Below are 19766 nucleotides of genomic sequence, written 5' to 3'. Positions count from 1 at the left end.
AGGACTCGCCGCGGAACTGGACGAGCCTCCCGTGGTGGACGATGCGGTCGATCACGGCGGCGGCCATCTGGTCGTCCCCGAACACCGACCCCCACCTGCTGAACTCCAGGTTCGTGGTGATTACCACCGACTGCCTCTCGTATGCGTCGGCGAAGACCTGGAAGAGCAGCCTCGCCCCGTCCGCGTCGAGCGGGAGAAACCCGAGCTCGTCGATGACGAGCAGGCGGGCCTTGCCGATGAGCGCGGCCTCCCGGTCGAGCCTCCCGTCGTCGCGGGCGCGCCTCAGGCGCATCACGAGCGAGGACGCCGTGAAGAAGCGCGCCTCGAGCCTCCTCTCGCACGCCAGCGCGCAGAGGGCCGACGCCATGTGCGTCTTGCCGGTGCCGACGTCGCCCATGAGCACGAGGTCCTCCCTGCGCTCGACGAAGTCGAGCGCGAGCAGCGACTCACGCCCCATGTCCTCCGGCCACGACACGGCCGACCAGTCGTAGCCGTCGAAGGTCTTGGGCGCCGGCAGCGCGCAGCGCCTGAGCAGCGTCGCGCGCTTCGAGGCCTCGCGGCTGGACCTCTCCGCCTCGAGGTAGCCCGCCAGGTACTCCACCTGTTTCGGGGTGCCGAGCCTCGACCACTCCTCCAGGACGGCGGTGGTGAGCGAGCACGACCGCCCGGCCTCCACGACCCTGCGGGCCAGCTCCTCGCTAGCGGCCATCGGCGACCGCCCCCTTCAGGAACCCGTCGTAGACCGACAGGTCGGCCCCGCCGGCCTCGCCGCCGCCTCCCGCGATGCGCCTCGCCAGCACGTCGACCGTGGCGTCGTCGGGGACGCGGCCGCCCTCGACGACCCTGAGCGCCGCCTCGCATGCCGCCTCGAAGCCCGAGGACTCGCTCGCCCGGCCGATCGACCTGAGCGTGCGCCTCCTGCCGGCGGAGTCCATCCGGTCAATCCCCTCGACGAGCCCCGGCGGCATGTCGCGCCTGATCGTCGACTCCCCGAAGGCCCTCGGCCTGGCGATGATGGCGGGCACGAGCGAGAGGGGGTTCCGGACCGCGGGGCCCTCCCCGAAGGCCCTGGGGAGGACGGCGACCCGGCGGCCGCGGTCGGCGAGGATCTCCACCGTCGTCGCGCGCATGCCGACGAGCAGGCTCCGCCCGTGCCAGGCGGGCCCGGCGACGTACTCGCGCCCGTCGGCCTCGACGTAGCCGCGCTTGTCGGCGCGGGCGGTGACCCACCTCACCGCGTCGAACTCCACGCCGGGAAGGGCGCGCATGGCGGCGAGGTCCTCCCGGTAGGCCTCCCCGTGCGGCCTGCCGTCGCGGCAGCGCGCCGCCGCGTTGATCCTCGCGCATCCCTCGGCGAGGAACGCGTTGAGCTCGGGGAGCGTGCCGAACGCCGGCACGGGGACGAGGAGGTTGCGCCGGAGGAACCCCACGGCGTTCTCGACGGAGCCCTTCTCGTTTCCCGAATAGGGGTTGCAGTACCGGCTCTCGAAGCGGTAGTGGGCCCTGAACTGCGAGAACAGCCTCGATTCCGTGACCTCGCCGCGTACCATCCTGCCCGCCTCGGTGGCGTTGTCGAGCACCATCGCAGCCGGGGCGCGGCCCCAGCGGCGGAAGATCTCGAGCAGCCCGGCGCACAGGCACTCCGACCTCTGCGACATGAGGGCGACGCACTGCCGGTCGTTCGAGTGCGGGAGCGTCGCGACCAGCAGCTTGAGGTCGAGGGTCCTCCCGCCGACCGCGGCGCGGAAGTTCCCGAAATCGACCTGGCAGGTGCCGGGCGCCCACTCGAGCTCGAGGTACCCCTCTCCGCCCGCCGCCGCCCGGGCGAGCCTGAGCTCGCGGACGAACCTCTGCACGGTGGAGTACGAGCCGCCGTAGCCGCGCTCGGCGACGAGCCTGTCGTAGATCCGCCTGGCGGTGTGGCGCTGCTTCCTCGGGGCCCCGAGGTCGGCCTCGAGAACGCCCGCGACCCATTCCTCGTTGCCCTCGAGCGCGGGCCTGCCCCTCCTCCGGGGCATCGGCGCGGCGGGCGACATGTCCTCCATGTCGGCGTACTTCGCCACGGTGTTCCGGCTCACGTGGAGCATTCGGGCGATCTCGGACCTCGAGCGCCCGGCGGCATCCATCGACCGTATATCATTCACTGTGTCCAGGGGCACGGTCATCTCCTCCATCCTTCCCGGGCGGGCTCGCCAAAGTAACCGCCCGGGGAAACCATACGGCGAGGGCCGCGCCCCCGGTCCCCGGGGCGCGGCCCTCTTGCTTAAACTGCTCAATTTTTCGTGCTCACGGTGCTCATTTCCCAGTGATCACTCGGACCACTTCTTAGTGAACATCAACACTCAGGAACTCCCTGAATGCGGGGATGTCAAAGCCAACGAGACCACGCCCGCGCTCTCCGATGACGCCGTCCTCGAGGAGACGGCGTTTATATTGGCTTGCATAGTTGCCGGCAACGCCCATGCGTTTGGCTATCTCCGAGACCCTGCTGGGGCCAGAGTCGGGCAGCATCGCGAGCAAAAACTCAATGTCTTTATCGGAAAGCTCCCGATAGGTCGTTTCGAGAATTCGATCGCGCAGCTCCATACGGGCAAGCAGAGAACCCTGCTGGACATCAGGTGCGCTGATTTTGGGCGAGTTCTCCGAAACATCCCATGTGCGATATCCGACGAGCTGCATCATGTAGGGGAATCCGTCGACGGCCTTCACAGCATCCTCGAGCGCTTCTGGTGTGATTGAACGTCCTCCGGCCTCAACAGTTTTGCGAAACGCGTTTGCAATTTCAACGTCAGTGATTCGTCCTAACTGATGATATTGGGAACGCCTGAGGAACGAGACGGAATCGTTACGCAGCAACGCCGATACTTTGTAGGGCAGTCCTGCCATGAGTAGGGCAACTTTTTTACCTTCGCGTACAAAGTGCTGGTAAACAGAGGCAAATTGAAGCATTTCTTCGAGATCGACGGTGACTTCATCGATGGTGATGAGAAGTCCGATGTCATGTTTTTCGAGTTGCTTAAAGATACCATTCATGCGTGTGCGCCAGTTGCCCTGGGCCTCTTGAGCATATGTCCAATCGATGCCCATTGGACCAATTTGAACGCCGTTTATGCGCGCGTGACGCTGTGAGAGATAGCTATCTGCGGCTTCTTTGGTTCGCTCGATAATATCTTCGAGCATGCCTGGCATGGCGGAGACATTTGCTGCGATCCAGCCGTGTTCAAGCGCCGTTTCTGAAAGGAGCGAGAGAAGCGCCGTCTTGCCCGTTCCCCTTGCTCCCGTAATAATAGTCGACAGGTTGGGATCTCCCGGGCCGTTGATAAAGCCACGGTTGATGTCGCGCAGGATATGCTCGCGACCCGCTAGAAAGGGAGGGACGCTTCCAAATGTTGGGGTAAAGGGGTTCTTGCTGTACTCCATGGTAGCTCCTTTGCAAGTTTTGCTAATTTTTGCAAGTTTTGCTAACTTTTGCAAGTTTTGCTAACGACAGACCAAAGGGCATCGAAGCAGTGGCGCTGACATGTTGTTTTACGCAGAAAAATAAGCAGAAATCAATTTATCTGCGTTAAAAAATAGTTGAGAAGAAAAACGACGAGTCCCGGGCGCAATGCCGTTGCGTTCCGGGCCTCGTCGCTTTGCGAAGTGTCTAACGATCTCGTTGCCGTCGTCCTAGTCAAACAAACTCGGCATGTCGTTTTCTTTCATGAGGGCACCGGCAGAGGGGAGACTCTGCGCGGTGAACTTCTCTGCCGAGACGCCGGCGCCAAGGATTTCCTCGGTCGTGCCGACGGTGGTGACCGAGCGACCCTTCTTGGCGGTAAAGGCCTGGACGCCCTGCGTGTTGGTGGTCGTCTTGGTCTTGAGCAGCGACGTGTTGAAGTTCATCAGGCGATAGTCGCTCGAGACCAGCGCGATGTCGCGATCCTCCTTGAGCACCTGGGCATACAGCAGCTTGGCTCCGCCGTAGATGGCGTTCTTAAGGCGCTTGCGGTTGGTCTTGGTAACGTATCCAGAAAGCGCGACGCGCACCACGCGGCCGTTCTCAAAGACAAACAGCACGTCGGCCTTGTAGTCCTCGGGGTCGATGACCCAGATCACGCTCTCGTCGGGTTCCATCTCGAGGTCGGTGGGCAGATACGAGCCCAGCTGGGCCGACTTGGTGTCCTCAAACGCCGCAACCTTGCACTTGTACACCTGGCTCTTGTTGGTAAACACGAGCAGCTCGTGCGTATTGGAGGACGGGAACTCGATAAAGGGCTTGTCGCCGTCCTTGTATTTGAGCGTCGCAGCCTTCTTGAGCACGCGGTCGGTCATCTTTTTGAGATAGCCCTCGCGCGAGAGCATGATGGTCACCGGGTACTCCTCGACCTCGGGCTCCAGGCTTACCTCGATGACCTCGTGGGGCTCGATCCTGCCCGTGCGGCGCGGCATCACGTACTTTTTGTTGACCGCGGCCAGCTCGTCGCTGATGACCTTCTTGATGTTCTCCTCGCTCGAGAGGATCTCCTCAAGCTCGGCAATCTCACCCTCGAGCTTAGCGATGTCCTTGGTGCGGTTGAGGATGTACTCCTCGTTGATGTTGCGGAGCTTAAGCTCGGCAACAAACTCGGCCTGGGTCTCGTCGATGTCGAAACCCTTCATAAGGTTGGGCACGACCTCGGCCTCAAGCTTGGTGCCACGGATGATGGCGATCGCCTTGTCGATGTCGAGCAGAATCGCCTCAAGACCGTGCAGCAGGTGCAGGCGTTCGGACTTTTTGCCCAAGTCAAAGTTAATGCGGCGACGCGTGGACTCAATACGCCACTTGACCCACTCGTGCAGGATCTGGCGTACGCCCATAACGCGGGGATAGCCGTCGACCAGCACGTTAAAGTTGCATGAGAACGAATCCTGCAGCGTAGTCGAGCGATAAAGCTTCGCCATGAGCTTGTCGGGGTCGACACCGCGCTTAAGATCGATGGCGATACGCAGGCCCGAGAGGTCGGTCTCGTCGCGGATGTCAGCGATCTCCTTGACCTTGCCCTCTTTGGAGAGCTTGACGATGCGATCGATGATGACATCGGTCTTGGTGGTGTAGGGGATCTCGTAGACCTCGATAATGCGCTCTTCGGGAATCCAGCGCCAGCGGGAGCGGATCTGGAAGCTGCCAAGGCCGGTCTCGATAATCTTTTCCATCTCCTCGCGGCGGTAGATAATCTCACCGCCGGTCGAGAAGTCGGGCATGGGCATGTACTCGAGCAGATCGCAGTTGGGATCCTGCAGGTAGTGCATGGTGGCGGTGCAGACCTCGTTGAGGTTGAAGCCGCAGATGTCAGACGCCATGGCGACGCCGATGCCCTTGTTGGCCGAGACAAGGATGTTGGGGAACGTGGTGGGCAACAGGCGCGGCTCCTTCATGGCGCCGTCGTAGCTGTCGACAAAGTCGACCGGGTCCTTGTCGATGTCCTTGAAGATCTCGGCACTGATGGGGGAGAGCTTGGCCTCGGTGTAACGTGAGGCGGCGTAGCTCAGGTCACCCGAATAGTACTTGCCAAAGTTGCCCTTCGACTCCACGAAGGGGGCGAGCAGCGCCTCGTTGCCGGTGGCCAGGCGCACCATCGTCTCGTAGATCGCGGCGTCGCCGTGCGGGTTGAGCTTCATGGTTTGGCCCACGATGTTAGCGCTCTTCTGGCGCTCACCTTTGAGCAAGCCCATCTTGTACATGGTGTAGAGCAGCTTGCGGTGCGAGGGCTTAAAGCCGTCGATCTCGGGGAACGCACGCGAGACGTTGACGCTCATGGCGTAGGGCATGTAGTTGACCTCGAGCGTCTGCGTGATCGGCTGATTGGTGACCTCGGAGTGCAGGCCGATGACGTTCTCGGCGTTGACCTGCTTTTTCTTTGGCTGGTTCTTCGTCTTCTTCTTTGCCACGATTTCCTCTTGAACTTCTTATGGGCCGTCGTTATCGATTTGCTGCTACTGCAGGTCCAGCTGGTCCAGGTATTCCTTGCCGTGCTCCGAGATATGGCGCTTGCGGCCCGCCTCGTCGCTGCCCAGCAGAAGGTTGAACATGGTCTCCATCTTGGTGACGTCTTCGGACTCCACCTTGATCAGACGACGCGTCTCGGGGTTCATGGTGGTGAGCCACATCATGTCCGGGTCGTTCTCACCAAGACCCTTGGAGCGGTTGATGGAGCACTTCTGGTCGCCGATCTCCTTAAGAATGCCGTTCTTCTCGAGCTCGGTGTAGGCAAAGTAGGTCTTTTCTTTGCAGTTGATCTCGTAGAGCGGCGACTCGGCGATATATACGTAGCCTTCGTCGATAAGCGTGGGCACCAGGCGATAGAGCATGGTGAGCACGAGCGTACGGATGTGATAACCGTCGACGTCGGCGTCCGTACAGATGATGACCTTGTTCCAGTTGAGGTTGTCCAAGTCGAAGGCGCCCAGGTTCTTGATGCGCTTGTCCTTGATCTCCACGCCGCAGCCCAGCACGCGCATGAGGTCCATGATGATGTCGGACTTAAAGATGCGCGGATAGTCCTCCTTTAGGCAGTTGAGGATTTTGCCTCGGACGGGCATAACGCCCTGGAACTCGGCATCGCGCGAGGTGCGAATGGCGCCTGCTGCCGAGTCGCCCTCTACGATGTAGAGCTCGCGACGGCTCTTATCCTTGGAGCGGCAGTCGATGAATTTCTGCACGCGGTTGGCCATGTCGGTCTTCTGCTGCAGGTTGGTCTTGATGCTCTGGCGCGTCTTCTCGGCATTCTCGCGCGAGCGCTTGTTGATGAGCACCTGCTCCATGATCTTGTTGGCGGCATCTTTGTTCTCGATCAAGTAGGTCGAGAGGCGCTCCTTAAAGAATGCCGTCATGGCCTGCTGGATAAAGCGGTTATTGATGGCCTTCTTGGTCTGGTTTTCGTAGGACGTCTGGGTGGAGAAGCAGTTGGTCACCAGCACCAGGCAGTCCTGGACGTCCTGCCACTTAATGCCGCTCTCGTTTTTGTTGTATTTGCCCTGTTGCTTAATGTAGGCATCGATGGCGCTGGTGAGGGCACTGCGGGCCGCCTTTTCGGGTGAGCCGCCGTTCTCGAGCCAGGAGGAGTTGTGGTAGTACTCCTGCATCGTGAAAGTGCGCGAGAAGCACATGCAAGCAGTGATTTTTACGTTGTAATCGGGCAGATCCTCGCGATCGCGACCGCGACGGTCGGCTTCGATAAAGAAGGGCTCGGTAAGGTAGTCGGTACCGACCTTCTCGAGCACGTAGTCCTCGATGCCCTTGGGATAGCAGAAGTCCTCTTCGGAAAACTCGCCGTCGTCGCCCTCGATGCGCAGCCGGAAGGTCACGTTGGCGTTGACCACGGCCTGGCGGCGCATGGTCTCGCGATACCAATCGTGGGGGATGCTGATGGAGGTAAAGACCTCAAGATCGGGGCGCCACTTGATGGTGGTGCCGGTGCGGTCCTCGTCGCTGGGCTCAACCTCGAGTGCTTTCTTTTTGGCGCCGACGACCTTGCCCTTCTTAAAGTGCAGGGAGTACTTGTTACCGTCGCGCCAAACCGTGACGTCCATGTACTCGGAGGCGTACTGGGTTGCGCACGAGCCCAGGCCGTTGGTGCCGAGCGAGAAGTCGTAGTCGCCGCCCTGGTTGTTGTTGTACTTGCCGCCGGCGTAAAGCTCGCAAAAGACGAGTTCCCAGTTAAAGCGCTTCTCGGAGGGGTTCCAGTCAAGCGGGCAGCCGCGGCCGTTGTCCTCCACCTGAATGGAGCCATCGCGAAAGGCGGTAAGGGTGATGAGCTTGCCGTAGCCCTGGCGCGCCTCGTCAACGGCGTTGGACAGGATCTCGAAGGCGGCATGCGCGCAGCCGTCGAGCCCGTCCGAGCCAAAGATGACGGCGGGGCGCAGGCGTACGCGCTCCTCGTCCTTGAGCTGACGAATACTGTCGTTACCATAGTTTGCGGTGTTTTTTGCCATGCTCGCTCTCTCGATGCTCCTTTGCTGCGTTTTAGTCATATAGATAGTCAAGGTAGCATAGCCCAGCCCTTGGGCGATTCCAACCAACACGAAATCCATCGAACAATCGTTCGGAGTTCGATGAGGATTAGTTTACTCGCACAAAACCGAGTCGGTATTGTGCGAGTAAGTTTGAATAGCGAACCGAAGTTGTAATGTCCGCATAGCGATGACGAATGAGCCGAGTCGGCGTCTCTCACAAAAGTAACTAGGAGCTAGCGGGGCCTATCCGAATTGACCTCATTGGCGGTATCGGCTTCGAGCGCCGTGCGGCGGGTGCTGTAGGCGACGAGGCCGGCGCCTGCCGCGGCGAGTGCTGCAGCGGCTGCCGTAAGGGGAGCGCATGTATCGCCCGTGCCCGCAAGCGCGCCCGCTTTTCCGGGGCGCTTGCTATTGCTGTGGTCCTTGCCGCTGCTGGAGCTGCTTCCGCCGGAGCCGCCGCCCTTGTCAGTACCGCCGCCACTCGAGCCGCCACCGTCGTCCGCCGTCATCGGTGCATCGTGAAGCCCCGTCGTATCCGCGCTGTCGCATACGCCGACCTGAACTTCTGAGCGTTCGCATGCCGCGTCGGGCACATGAAGCTCGTGCAGTACGGCACCCAGCGCCGAGTTTGCACCCGGCCGAATTTCCTCGAGCGTTACGGGATCGAGCGCCACCAGATTATGCGCCTTCGCATACAGCGTTACGCGTTTGCCCACTTCGTCGCTCCAGCTCTCGGGGATGGCAAAGCTCATGCGGAACTGTGCCGTGCAACCCGGTGCCAGCACGGCGTTGCCGTTGTCGGCTACCAGCGGGTGCGTTGCAAAACGTGCGCCCAGCGTCTCGAGCGCGTACTTCACGTGTGCCATGTCTTTGGCCGAAGCATCCTCGGCAAGCTCTGGATCGTAGATCGAAACCATGCGTGCGTTCAGTCCGAATCCGATGGATGCGCTGGAGAACGGCTGGCTGGAGCCCTCTCGGTACAGATCGATCGTGCCGGCGGTCAGCAAGGTGTTGCCGTCGTTTCGCACCGTGACCATGAAGGATTCGCCTGCTGCTCCGGGTACCACCGCGCCCGAGGTAGCGACCGCGCCCGTCGGAGTGGCACACGCCACCAAGGGCACTTCGATGCCGTGCAGCTCTGCCTCGCTCTTCTCCGCGCTCACAATGTGCGTGGCGAGTGCGGAGAGCATGCCTCCCGACGTCAAAAATGTCGTTATCTGATCGACGGGATGGTCCAGCTCGCACATCACGAACGGCTCCGTGAACAGATCGCCTGCCAAGGTGCTGGCGAAGATGCGGAAGTGCTTGCCCATCACTGCTACCGGGTTGCCTTCTTCGTCGTAGGTTTGTCCCACCTTGCCATCGGTGTTCTCTACATAGAGCACGCACCTGCCGTTGTTGCTTACGCTAAACGATGCCGGGCCACAGCCTGCGGCACCCACGGGCTGCGTTGCAAATGCCGATGCGCCTCGCGTCCAAGTAATATGCTGCAGTTGCTCGTTGACGGTTGCCAAAAAGCCCGAATGTTGTGGCCATGGCACCGCATGAGGTACCGTGGCGTCTGGTGACATAACGTCCCAGCACGCAATGGACTGGCCGATCACGGCGTACGATGCGCAGCCGCAACCGTCTGCGGTCTCGTACGCAACGGACACCACCATTTTGCCGTTGATATTCTCGGGCTTGCCCAGCTCGATACTCGACGGTGCTTGCGGAAAGCGGAGGACCTGACGGAACGTGAGACTGTCGCCCAAATCATCCGACCACAAGGTAAAACATTCCAGCGCAACCTCGGCCTCGCTGCCGAGCGCCTTTTCTGCGGTGGTTCCGCGGCGGTGGAGGTAGGCACCCGACAGGCGCCCGTCGACGAGCGTCTTGCCCACCGTGATACGCGGGCACTGCAGACAATGGTAGCCATCCTCCTGAAGGCGGCCGCGCGAGATGCTGCGCCACGACGTATACGACACCACGCGAACTTCGCTATTACTTATGCGCAGGCGCACGACGGACAGTATGCCGGCTGTGCTTGCCGTATCGAAAAGGGTGTTGTCACCGGCGGGGCGCTCGCCCGAGATCAGCAGCACGTAGGCGTCCTGGTTTCCTCTTCCGTCCGTATATTCCACCACGTCGAAGTCGTAATCGAATATGCCGTCGCGCTCCACGTCGCCCTCGCCAAACCCAAGGGGAAAGTCCACGGGAGTGGGAGCGGACCACGTGCCGTTTGCCTTTGTGTGCACCACCAGGCGCGAGCGGCCATTGTCGCCGTAGCGCACCGAGGCGATACGGAACAGACATTCTACGCCGGCAATCATTGCCAGCTTCATGTGGGCTTCGCTGAGCACGCCAGCAAACAGCACGTTGTCGCTCGAGGGTTTTATGCCGCCACGCTCGTCCTCCGATACACCAGCAGAATTGGCGTTGGGGTCCGCAGCGGCGTCCTTCGCCTGCCCGATATAGGTGTACTCATACATCGGCGCGGCGTTTTCTATCAGTGTATGGACGAAATGCTCGATCTGTCCCGTGTCGTCGCTTTCTGCATCCGCCTCGAGCTCAATGCGCGTGACCGCTTGATCCCAATCGCGCACGACAGGCGCGACGTTTACGGCAGTGGCCTTAACCTCGGCGCGTGCGAGCAGCTCGGCGTTGGTGACGATGGTGGCCGATGCGATAAATTGCGGCACGCCGCCTGCCTCGGCGTTGCCGGCCGTGCCGAAGCGGGCATCCAACGTGTAAGGCGTATCTCCACCCAATGCGAGCTCAGAGCGCTGGAGCACATACTGGTTGCCATTGTTCACCGACATATTCCACGAATCGAGGAGTGTGGGCCACGACCCCGACCAAGCCTTGGTGGTCCACTTGAACATTACGAACTGGAGTATCACATCGACATCGACGTCTGCACCTACGCGCAGTCGCGGAAGCTGGTGTCCATCTGCCTTCTCGTACCCAATGAACAGCGTGAGGGATGCGGCGCCGCGCACGGCAGACGAAGCGACGCCTGCAACGCCGGCGCCAAAGGTGACGGCAAGCCCGATCTGGATGGTGAACGAGCCCGAGGTGTTTGAATAGTCGAGCGAAATGTTTTTAAAAAACGCCGCGCCGCTGCCGTGCGTGTGGGCACCCACGGCGAGCGCCAGCTTCGCCAGCACCCAGGGGTTGACGTTTAGGAAAAACGGCACCGGTCCTAGGGTAAACTGCTCGGTCCAATTGAGGTCGGTTCTTACCTGGAAGAGGGCCTTAATATTGCCAAATGCGGGGTCGTTGTTGTCACCCCAGGTTTTGCCCACCCAGTCGTAGGCGAGCGATCCGTACAGCTGTGTGGCGATATCCATCGTAAAACGCGGCGTGCAGTGGTGACGAAGCAGCTTAGTGTTCCTTGGATCGGTGCCCGAACCGGCACTCATACTTTTGTACTGATTCCACTTCCCCTCCATCTCGTCGAGGTAGCGGTTTGCCTGCTTGGCGCCCGACTCGCGCGGTGACTTCTTCCAGTACTCCGGATCCGGATTGCCCGAATCGTTCATGTAGCCGACCGGTTTGTATCCTCCGCCAAACAGCACGTATCCGGCAAAAGAGAAATTGAACAAAATGGGGAACGAGGGCATCCAGCACGTGAACTTATTGCCGCCGATTCCGGGAAACGCCGCCGGGAAATCAAACGGAGTAATCTCTTGGTCCATGGTGGTGGGGACGATAGTGGTCGAGCCCGATTCTGCCTTTGCGGCCGGCGCGGTGACAACGGCCATGTGGGAGGAGAGTGTATAGGTCTTGCCCTGATAGTCGAGGACAAAGCGCAGCTTGCATCCTTCCTCCAGAAGGCCCGAAGCTGCATCGAGGAACGTGTCTTCGAGTGTGAACGTTGCCAGATTGTCCGAACCCGATGCACTGGCCTTGACTTGGCCAATTTGCGTGACGGTTTCGGATGAGCTGCTCGTGGCGGGCATTACCTTGTTGATGCACAGCGTTGCCTGTCCACCCTGTGGCAGATGTGCCTGCACGGTAAAGGCGTGCGTGTCGGGTTGGTCGTTTCCGGCGTCGTCCTTCGGCAGTGCCATGAACGTGGCGTCGGCGTACTGGATGTCCCACTCGTCGAACGTAAGCTGGCGAAAGTACGGCTCACCGTCGGAAAGCGGACGTGTGGGCGCGGTAATGGCGGTGCCGCCCTGGATGCGCGTGAGGGGGATCTCGACATCACGGTAGCCCGCCATGCTGATGGAGATGCCACCGTTAAAGTCGTACGCGTCGAGAAGCGTTGCCTGGTCCACGTAGCCTTCCGAAAGCGGCGCGACCTCAAAGATGGCCGTGCCCTCGTCGTCGGTAGTGGCGGAGATCTGCTTGCCCGCGGCATAACGCGACGCGAGCGTGACCTGGGCTCCCTTGATGGGCATATTCTTGTTGGCGACGTCGACCACGACCACACCAAACATGGTGCGTGAGAGAACGAGCACCTTGAAGGGGTCTTCTTCGTCGGCATAGGCCTCGGTGGGGGCGAATGGCAGTATGAAGGCGTTTGCGCTGCTCGGCACGCGAGGCAGCATGATGCCTGCCAGCGAGGATGCTCCGGCGATAAGTAGCGAACGACGATCAAGCATTCTGGGCTCCCATCCCGCAAATAACGGAGGAAATAATCCTATTTTGCGAGGAGGTGCCCCGTGGCGGTAGTGCCGTTCACGGGTCAAAATGTCCAAATTGATCGAGCGAAGCGCCGGGTTCCAGAACGCGTTCGATGCGCTTGGCAGCCCGGTCGCTAACGCAACATATGCGCGACCAGCTCGGCGCGAGTTCCGATACCAAGCTTGGCATACACTCCTGATAGGCGGTTTTTAACAGTGCCCGGCGATACTTCCATGTGGCGTGCGATTTCGGCGTTGGTCCATCCGCGGCAGGCGAGCATGGCCATGGTGAACTCCGTGGTCGTTAAATCGTCGGCCACGTCCTCGCCCGAATCGGGGTTGTGGATGCGCCGCCAGCCGTAGCTGAATCGATACGTAATCTCGATGATGCGTGCGAAATCGTCAGGGTATTGCGCTTTTAGGCACACCTCGATGAGCCCCTGTAAAAGGCCGTGGTGCGCGCCAATGAGCTCGATAAGGCCGTCGGGGCGCGCAATGTCCCAAGTGGCTCCGAAATGTGCCTTTGCGGCGTCGATGTCCTTGAGGCTCATGCATGCCATGGAAGCCGCCAGGTGCAGGAACAGTTCCGAGATGGGATAGCTTCCCTGTTTCATGATCAGGGCATTTTCCACCATGCCCAGGCTGCGGCCGTATTCGCCGCGCAGATACAAGGCGTGCGCCATCACGTAGCTGGCGAACAGGCGCAGGCCTTCGGGCAAATGCGCCGCAAGCGGATAAAACTCTTCGGCGGAATACGGGGAAGGCAAGTGCAGCAGGACGCTCGCGGCCGAGGCGAACAGGATATGCATGGCGTGGACGGCAGGCGATTCCTCGTCGGCCGGCGTATCGAGGATGCCAGTAAGGCACCGGCGGGCATCGGCGATACGGTTGAGCGACAGACTGGCGTATCCGCAGATAAAGCATGCGGAATAGCGCAGTGCGGGGTCGGTGGCGTCAAGATAAGGGCGCGCCGTCTTGGCAGCGAGGGTGGCCTGTCCGCGAAAGTACAGCGCTTCTGCCGTGGCAATGGCGCGCGAATCGGGGTCGGAAATGCCTGCAACCGCAGCGTCAATCTGCCCCGGCACAAAGGCGGTGCACATCAACGGCATGGGAACGCATGGGTAGCCATCGCAGTCCATCTTCCATCTCCCAACAGCTGGCAACAATAGCAGCAATTGTACTCCTGTTACTCGGGACTGGAATTTGCGGGTATGGCATACGATTACGCAGAACGTATAAAGGAAGAGTCTATTGGCGATGCTGCCAAGGTGGCTACCGAAGCCTAGCTGACCTCGACAATAGGAAAAATTGCCACCCCTGCAAAAAGCTTTGTCGCAGCGATGGGAAACACATCTTCTTCTGCATATAATGAGGTCATATGACGGTGCGTCTGCATACGAGCGACGCATTTCCATCGAACCGAAAAGGAGCTTTGCATGGATTCCAACAAGCGTCCCGACGACATGGTGCGTATCACCACTTCCGAACTTGCCCAGGTGTTCATCGATGAGCAGGTCGCTGCAATCCGCGAGCAGATCGGCGACAAGAAGGTCCTGCTGGCCCTTTCCGGTGGTGTCGACAGTTCGGTTGTCGCGGCCCTGCTCATCAAGGCCATCGGCAAGCAGCTTATCTGCGTGCACGTGAACCACGGCCTGATGCGTAAGGGCGAGAGCGAGCAAGTCGTCGACGTCTTCAAGAACCAGATGGACGCCAACCTGGTCTATGTGGACGCGACCGATCGCTTCTTGGATAAGCTCGTGGACGTCGAGGAGCCCGAGGCCAAGCGCAAAATCATCGGCGCCGAGTTCATTCGCGTGTTCGAGGAGGAGGCCCGCAAGGTTGGCGACGAGGTCAGCTTCCTCGCCCAGGGAACCATCTACCCCGACATCCTGGAGTCCCAGGATGGCGTGAAGGCCCACCACAACGTGGGTGGCCTGCCCGAGGACCTGCAGTTTGAGCTTTGCGAGCCCGTCAAGCTGCTGTACAAGGACGAGGTCCGCGTCGTGGGCCGCGAGCTCGGTCTGCCCGAGAACATGGTCGAGCGTCAGCCGTTCCCCGGTCCCGGCCTGGGCGTCCGCTGCCTTGGTGCCATCACCCGCGACCGTCTTGAGGCGCTGCGCGAAGCCGACGCCATCGTGCGCGAGGAGATCGACAAGGCAGGTCTGACCATCTGGCAGTACTTCGCCGTGGTGCCCGACTTCCGTGCCACCGGCGTGCGCGAGGGCAAGCGCGCCTACGACTGGCCCTGCATCATCCGCTGCATCAACACCGTCGACGTGATGACCGCCGAGGTGCCTGAGCTCGACTGGGCACTGCTCAAGCGTATTACCGCTCGCATCACAGCCGAGGTTCCCGGCATCTGCCGTGTGTGCTACGACCTCACGCCCAAGCCCGTCGGCACCGTTGAGTGGGAGTAAGCTTTTTGGGCTGCTTTGATCATAGTTCCATGAATGGGGAGGCCTCGCGCGATTGCGCGGGGCCTTCTTTTTCGAAAAGAGCTGCCGTCGTGGTGTTGCCACTGTCCATCGTGCTTGCCATCGCCTCTGGTGTTGCTCCTGAGCAGGGCTGGTTTGCGACGAGAACTAGCAGGGCTTGTTGGCGGCACGAGCGAAGCAGGTTGTTTCGCATTGAGCGCGCCGGGCAGAAGAAGGCCATAATGGAGCGTGCGCACAATTTGTTTTAGAGGAGGATGCCGCATGGCAAAAGACGAACAAACAGGCTGGATTGTTGAGATGCTCATGGCCAGTGTGTCGGTGGCGCCCGCGGCTCTTTTGGAAGAGGTTATGGCAGATGAGCGCTGCGTGGCTTTTGGCCCCATCCACCATTTTATTGTGGGCGCGGTGCTGCTTGCGTGCTGGCGCAACGCCGAAGCATCTGGGGAGCGAGATACGATGCTCAAAGACGATCTTGCCGATTTGATGTCTCGTTCGGATTGCGTGCCGGGGGCAACGTGTGCCCGCTGGGGCATGTGCGGGGCAGCTGCGTCTGCGGGCATGGCATATGCAATCGTGCGCGGCAATGCGCCGCTGCGCAGTGAAGGCTGGCAGGAGGGGCAGCTTATGGTTTCGGAGCTGCTTGCCGCCATCGCGCGCTCGGGAAGCCCACGGTGCTGCAAGCGAGATGCGCGCGTGGCGATTCGTGAGGCCGTTTCGTTTTTTAATGCGCTCGGCGGACCACAGCTTAAAGCATGGGAGAAGACGCCAGCCTGCGATAGCTATGCGGCCAATACAGTGTGCATGGGCGAAAAGTGCCCGTATCATCCGTCCTTTATCATCCAATAGGGAACCGGGTGCCCCAATAAGGGTTGGGCAGATGTGATAAAATGACAGTTCCCTTGTAACATTATCGACGGTATGCGCGGGATGGCGCGCCACGCGGCGTGCCGTCCCGTTCGTTTTTTGGTGCGGTTTGTTACATTCCTCACTGGCGCCGGTAAAAAATGGGGATAGAGTAGGACAAACGCGTCGAATACGAACGGCGGGGGAGAGCGGGCAAGGTGCCTGCGCAGGAGAGGTTGCCGTCCATGCTGGAGCTCAAAGGAATTTGCAAAAGGTACGTTACGCAGTCGTTTACGCAGGTGGCGCTCGACAGCGTGAGCCTGTCTTTTCGGGATAACGAGTTCGTGGCCATTCTGGGGCCCTCGGGTTCGGGTAAGACCACGATGCTCAACGTTATCGGCGGACTCGACCACTTTGACTCGGGTGACCTGCTGATCGACGGTATTTCGACCAAGGACTTTCACGATCGCGATTGGGATGCCTATCGCAACAACCGCATCGGCTTTGTGTTCCAAAGCTATAACCTCATTCCGCATCAGACCATTTTGGAAAACGTGGAGCTGGCGCTTGCGCTCACGGGCGTGGGGCACGCCGAGCGCCGCCAGCGTGCGCGCAAGGCGCTCGAGGCCGTTGGTCTGGGCGAGCACGTGAACAAGCGCCCGAGTCAGCTTTCGGGTGGACAGATGCAGCGCGTGGCCATCGCCCGCGCCCTGATTAATGATCCCGAGATTGTGTTGGCAGACGAGCCGACCGGCGCTTTGGATTCCACAACGTCCGTGCAGGTCATGGACTTGCTCAAGGACGTCGCGCGCGACCGTCTGGTTATCATGGTCACGCATAATCCCGATTTGGCGTACGAGTACGCCACGCGCATCGTCAACCTGGCGGACGGCAAGATTACCGACGATTCTGATCCTTTCGATGTCGCTGACGCCACGCGCCGCGAGGCCAAGCCTACGCGCAAAACCTCGATGAGCTTTGTGACGGCGCTGGGGCTTTCTGCCCGAAACCTTATGACCAAGAAGGGCCGTACGGCCATGACGGCCTTTGCGGGCTCGATTGGCATTATTGGCATCGCGGCGATTTTGGCGCTGTCCAATGGCGTAAACGGCTACATCAAAAAGGTCGAGGAGGATACGCTTTCGAGCTACCCGCTTACCATTTCCAAGCAGGATTACGACCTGTCGTCCATGATGGGCGAACAGGGGGCCACGGATGACGATACGTCCAAGAACGAGGGTTCGTCCGACGACGGCACCGACGGCAAGGCTCAGGGAACCAAAAAGATTCCCGTGGTCACGGCCGTAAAGGATATGTTTGCAAGTGTTAAGTCCAACGATATGACGAGCTTTAAGGCATGGCTCGATGCCGGCGGCGACGGTATCGACAAAGAGGTCAACGCCATCCAGTACGGTTACGGCGTGACGCCGGTTGTCTATCGTGCCGGCAAGGGCGATGAGAAGCCTGTCCGGCTGGTGCCCAACGCTATGACCGAGGCCATGAGCGGTGGTGCGAGCTCGGCGGCAACGGTGAGCATGGAATCCATGGGGACCTCGGTCTTTAACGAGATGATCGACGACCAGAGTTTGCTCGACAGCCAGTACGATGTTGTCGCCGGCCATTGGCCTACGTCTGCTCACGAAGCCGTAATGGTGCTTTCGAGCCGTGGAACGGTGGGCGACTATACGCTTTACAGCATCGGTGCGCTGGATATCGATGAGCTCAACGACCTGGTGAACAGTGCCATGGCCGCCGACGGTAAGATTGAGACGCCTGAGAGCGGCGTCGACTTTACTTACGACGATGCGCTGTCCACGACGTTTAAGGTGTTGTCGCCGGCCGATGCTTATCGCAAAAACGAAGAGACCGGCATGTGGACTGACATGTCCGGCGACGCCGACTTTATGACGGCCAAGGTTGCCGACGGTATTGACGTGCACATTGTGGGCGTGGTGCGACCTAACGAGACGGCCAATGCGAGCGCGTTGTCTCCGGGCATTGCCTATACGCATGCGTTGACTCGCCAGCTTATGGAGCGCGCCGCCGATTCGCAGATCGTGCAAGAGCAACTTGCCCACCCCGAGACGGATGTCTTTACGGGCAAAACTTTCGACGAACTGCAAGGCGAGGCCAAGCAAGGCGTGGATCTGGGCAGTATGTTCAGCGTGGACGAGGCGGCGCTCAAGAGCGCGTTCTCGTTCGATGCGTCTGCACTCTCGGGTGCTGCCGGTGGCATGGATCTTTCGGGCATCGATTTGTCGGGCCTGGATATTGACCTTTCGGGCGTTGGCAAAGACATCGACTTAAGCGACATCATGGCCAAAGCGCCGACCCCCGATTTTTCGGGCATCTTTGACGGTCTGGAGCTCACGCCCGAGCAAATGCAACAGGTGGGAACGCTTGCCAACCAACTATTTGAGGGCTTTTTGCAGTCTGATCAGTTTAGGGCGCTGTCACCCGAAGATCTCAAAGACGCGTCAAAGCTTGCTGCCGCATTCTCGACGTATCTCGAGAACGATGTTGTGGCGCAGCAGTGCCTGGCACAGCTCAAGGCGCTCGGCGGCGATGCCCTGGCCGAGCGCCTGCAACAGGCGATGACCGACTATGTCCAAAAGCAGTTGGCTCCGTATCTGCAGCAGGCTATGGATCAGGTGATGAAGGCGATCGGCGAGCAGGTGGCAACGACCGTGTCGACCCAGCTTAAGGCCGGCGCGGCAGGGCTCATGGACCAGATGGTGACGCAGATGTCTTCGAGTTTTGCCAACCTGGCGAGCGCCATGCGCGTGGATGCGAGCGCCTTTGCTCGTGCCATCCACTTCAACATGGACGCCGAGGACCTGAGCTCGCTCATGATGAGCTATGCCAAGGCGTCGAAGCTCACCTACGACAACAATCTGACCACGTTGGGCTACGCGGATGAAGCGGATCCCATCTCGGTCAAGATTTTCCCGCGCGACTTTGAGGCCAAGGAGCGCGTACTCGACCATATCGATGCGTACAACAAGCAGGTCAAAGCCGCCGGCCACGACGAGCAGGCAATCTCGTACACCGACTACATGGGCATCATCATGGGCTCGGTGACCGACATCGTGAATACCATCAGCTTGGTGCTCATCGCGTTCGTGAGCATCAGCCTGGTCGTGAGCTCCATCATGATCGGCATCATCACCTACATCAGCGTGCTGGAGCGCAAAAAGGAGATTGGCATCCTGCGCGCGATCGGCGCGTCGAAGCGCAACGTGGCAAACGTGTTCAACGCCGAGACCTTTATCGAGGGCCTCATCGCCGGTGTCTTTGCCATTGTCGTTGTGGTGCTCGTGAGTTTTCCGGTTAATGCCTGGGCGCTTGCTGCTAAACAGGTACCCAATCTGATGAGCCTGCCCGTGCAGGATGCGCTGGCGCTCATTGCAATTTCGGTGCTGCTGACGGTCGTTGCCGGCCTGCTGCCGGCCCGCAGTGCATCCAAGAAAGACCCCGTAGAAGCCCTGCGCTCCGAATAATGTGACAAAGGGACTGTCCCTTTGTCACATTGAGTGACATGTAAATCGAGGTCTAATACTTTTCCCGAGAAGTGAACGAGTCAAAATGGACCCCCGAAGCATCGACACTTATTGAAGGCGGTTTCCTGCGGTTTTGCCAGCCAAATCCTGCGGGTTTGGCGTCTAAAAATGTCGATGCTTCAGGGGTCCAAATATAGCCGTTCACTTCTCGGGAAAAGTATTAGACCTTGAGATATAGACGGCGTTTGCGAGCATCAATTAGAGCGTAAGTTGCTAGTCCTCCTTTGCGGAGAGCATGAGGCTAATTTCCGGATGGGTGTACTTGTCGAACTCTTCTTTGGGCTCGGTGTCAAAGGTGTAGTACGACTTGATAGATTCGTCCTCCGTCTTGATGCTGATTT

Annotated in this window: 10 protein-coding genes; 3 read left to right on the top strand and 7 right to left on the bottom strand. The window is 60.0% G+C overall.

All coding sequences use genetic code 11. From position 1 onward, the window contains the following. The 7 genes from istB to ACQRC0_RS05330 form a co-directional block, all read right to left on the bottom strand. On the bottom strand, nucleotides 1-709 hold a 709-nt coding region (gene istB / locus ACQRC0_RS05360; RefSeq protein ID WP_427728398.1), incomplete at its 3' end, for an IS21-like element helper ATPase IstB. Continuing rightward, the gene (gene istA / locus ACQRC0_RS05355; protein WP_427728396.1) at nucleotides 699-2174 is read right to left on the bottom strand and encodes an IS21 family transposase; all 1476 of its coding nucleotides are present in this window, start codon (nucleotides 2172-2174) and stop codon (nucleotides 699-701) included. The genes istA and istB, both read right to left, overlap by 11 nt. A 151-nt stretch (nucleotides 2175-2325) precedes the next feature. Then, nucleotides 2326-3420, bottom strand: coding sequence for an ATP-binding protein (locus ACQRC0_RS05350; RefSeq protein WP_427728393.1), 1095 nt, complete (start codon nucleotides 3418-3420; stop codon nucleotides 2326-2328). Nucleotides 3421-3669: 249 nt separating this feature from the next. Continuing rightward, on the bottom strand, nucleotides 3670-5910 hold the full coding sequence (locus tag ACQRC0_RS05345; protein ID WP_427728391.1) for a DNA gyrase subunit A: 2241 nt from the start codon (nucleotides 5908-5910) through the stop codon (nucleotides 3670-3672). Nucleotides 5911-5955: 45 nt separating this feature from the next. Then, nucleotides 5956-7953, bottom strand: coding sequence for a DNA gyrase/topoisomerase IV subunit B (locus tag ACQRC0_RS05340; protein ID WP_427728388.1), 1998 nt, complete (start codon nucleotides 7951-7953; stop codon nucleotides 5956-5958). A gap of 254 nt (nucleotides 7954-8207) precedes the next feature. Further along, entirely contained in the window at nucleotides 8208-12566 is a 4359-nt protein-coding gene (locus ACQRC0_RS05335; RefSeq protein ID WP_427728385.1) for a hypothetical protein, read from the bottom strand. Between the two features lie 155 nt (nucleotides 12567-12721). After that, the gene (locus ACQRC0_RS05330) at nucleotides 12722-13726 is read right to left on the bottom strand and encodes a helix-turn-helix domain-containing protein (protein WP_427728383.1); all 1005 of its coding nucleotides are present in this window, start codon (nucleotides 13724-13726) and stop codon (nucleotides 12722-12724) included. 297 nt (nucleotides 13727-14023) lie between these two features. Here ACQRC0_RS05330 and guaA point away from each other — a divergent pair, with 297 nt between their 5' ends. The 3 genes from guaA to ACQRC0_RS05315 all read left to right on the top strand — a co-directional run bounded on the left by guaA (nucleotide 14024) and on the right by ACQRC0_RS05315 (nucleotide 19365). Next, nucleotides 14024-15004: a glutamine-hydrolyzing GMP synthase gene (gene guaA, locus ACQRC0_RS05325; protein WP_427728381.1), complete on the top strand. Its 981-nt coding sequence runs from the start codon at nucleotides 14024-14026 to the stop codon at nucleotides 15002-15004. A 279-nt stretch (nucleotides 15005-15283) separates the two neighbouring features. Then, the gene (locus ACQRC0_RS05320; protein WP_427728379.1) at nucleotides 15284-15868 is read left to right on the top strand and encodes a DUF5714 domain-containing protein; all 585 of its coding nucleotides are present in this window, start codon (nucleotides 15284-15286) and stop codon (nucleotides 15866-15868) included. 242 nt (nucleotides 15869-16110) lie between these two features. Next, nucleotides 16111-19365: an ATP-binding cassette domain-containing protein gene (locus ACQRC0_RS05315; protein ID WP_427728377.1), complete on the top strand. Its 3255-nt coding sequence runs from the start codon at nucleotides 16111-16113 to the stop codon at nucleotides 19363-19365. Nucleotides 19366-19766 lie beyond the last annotated feature (401 nt).

This window comes from Collinsella sp. SGI.033, from assembly GCF_050315135.1.
Classification (GTDB): Bacteria; Actinomycetota; Coriobacteriia; order Coriobacteriales; family Coriobacteriaceae; genus Collinsella.
This window is presented reverse-complemented; position numbering and strand designations above follow the sequence as displayed.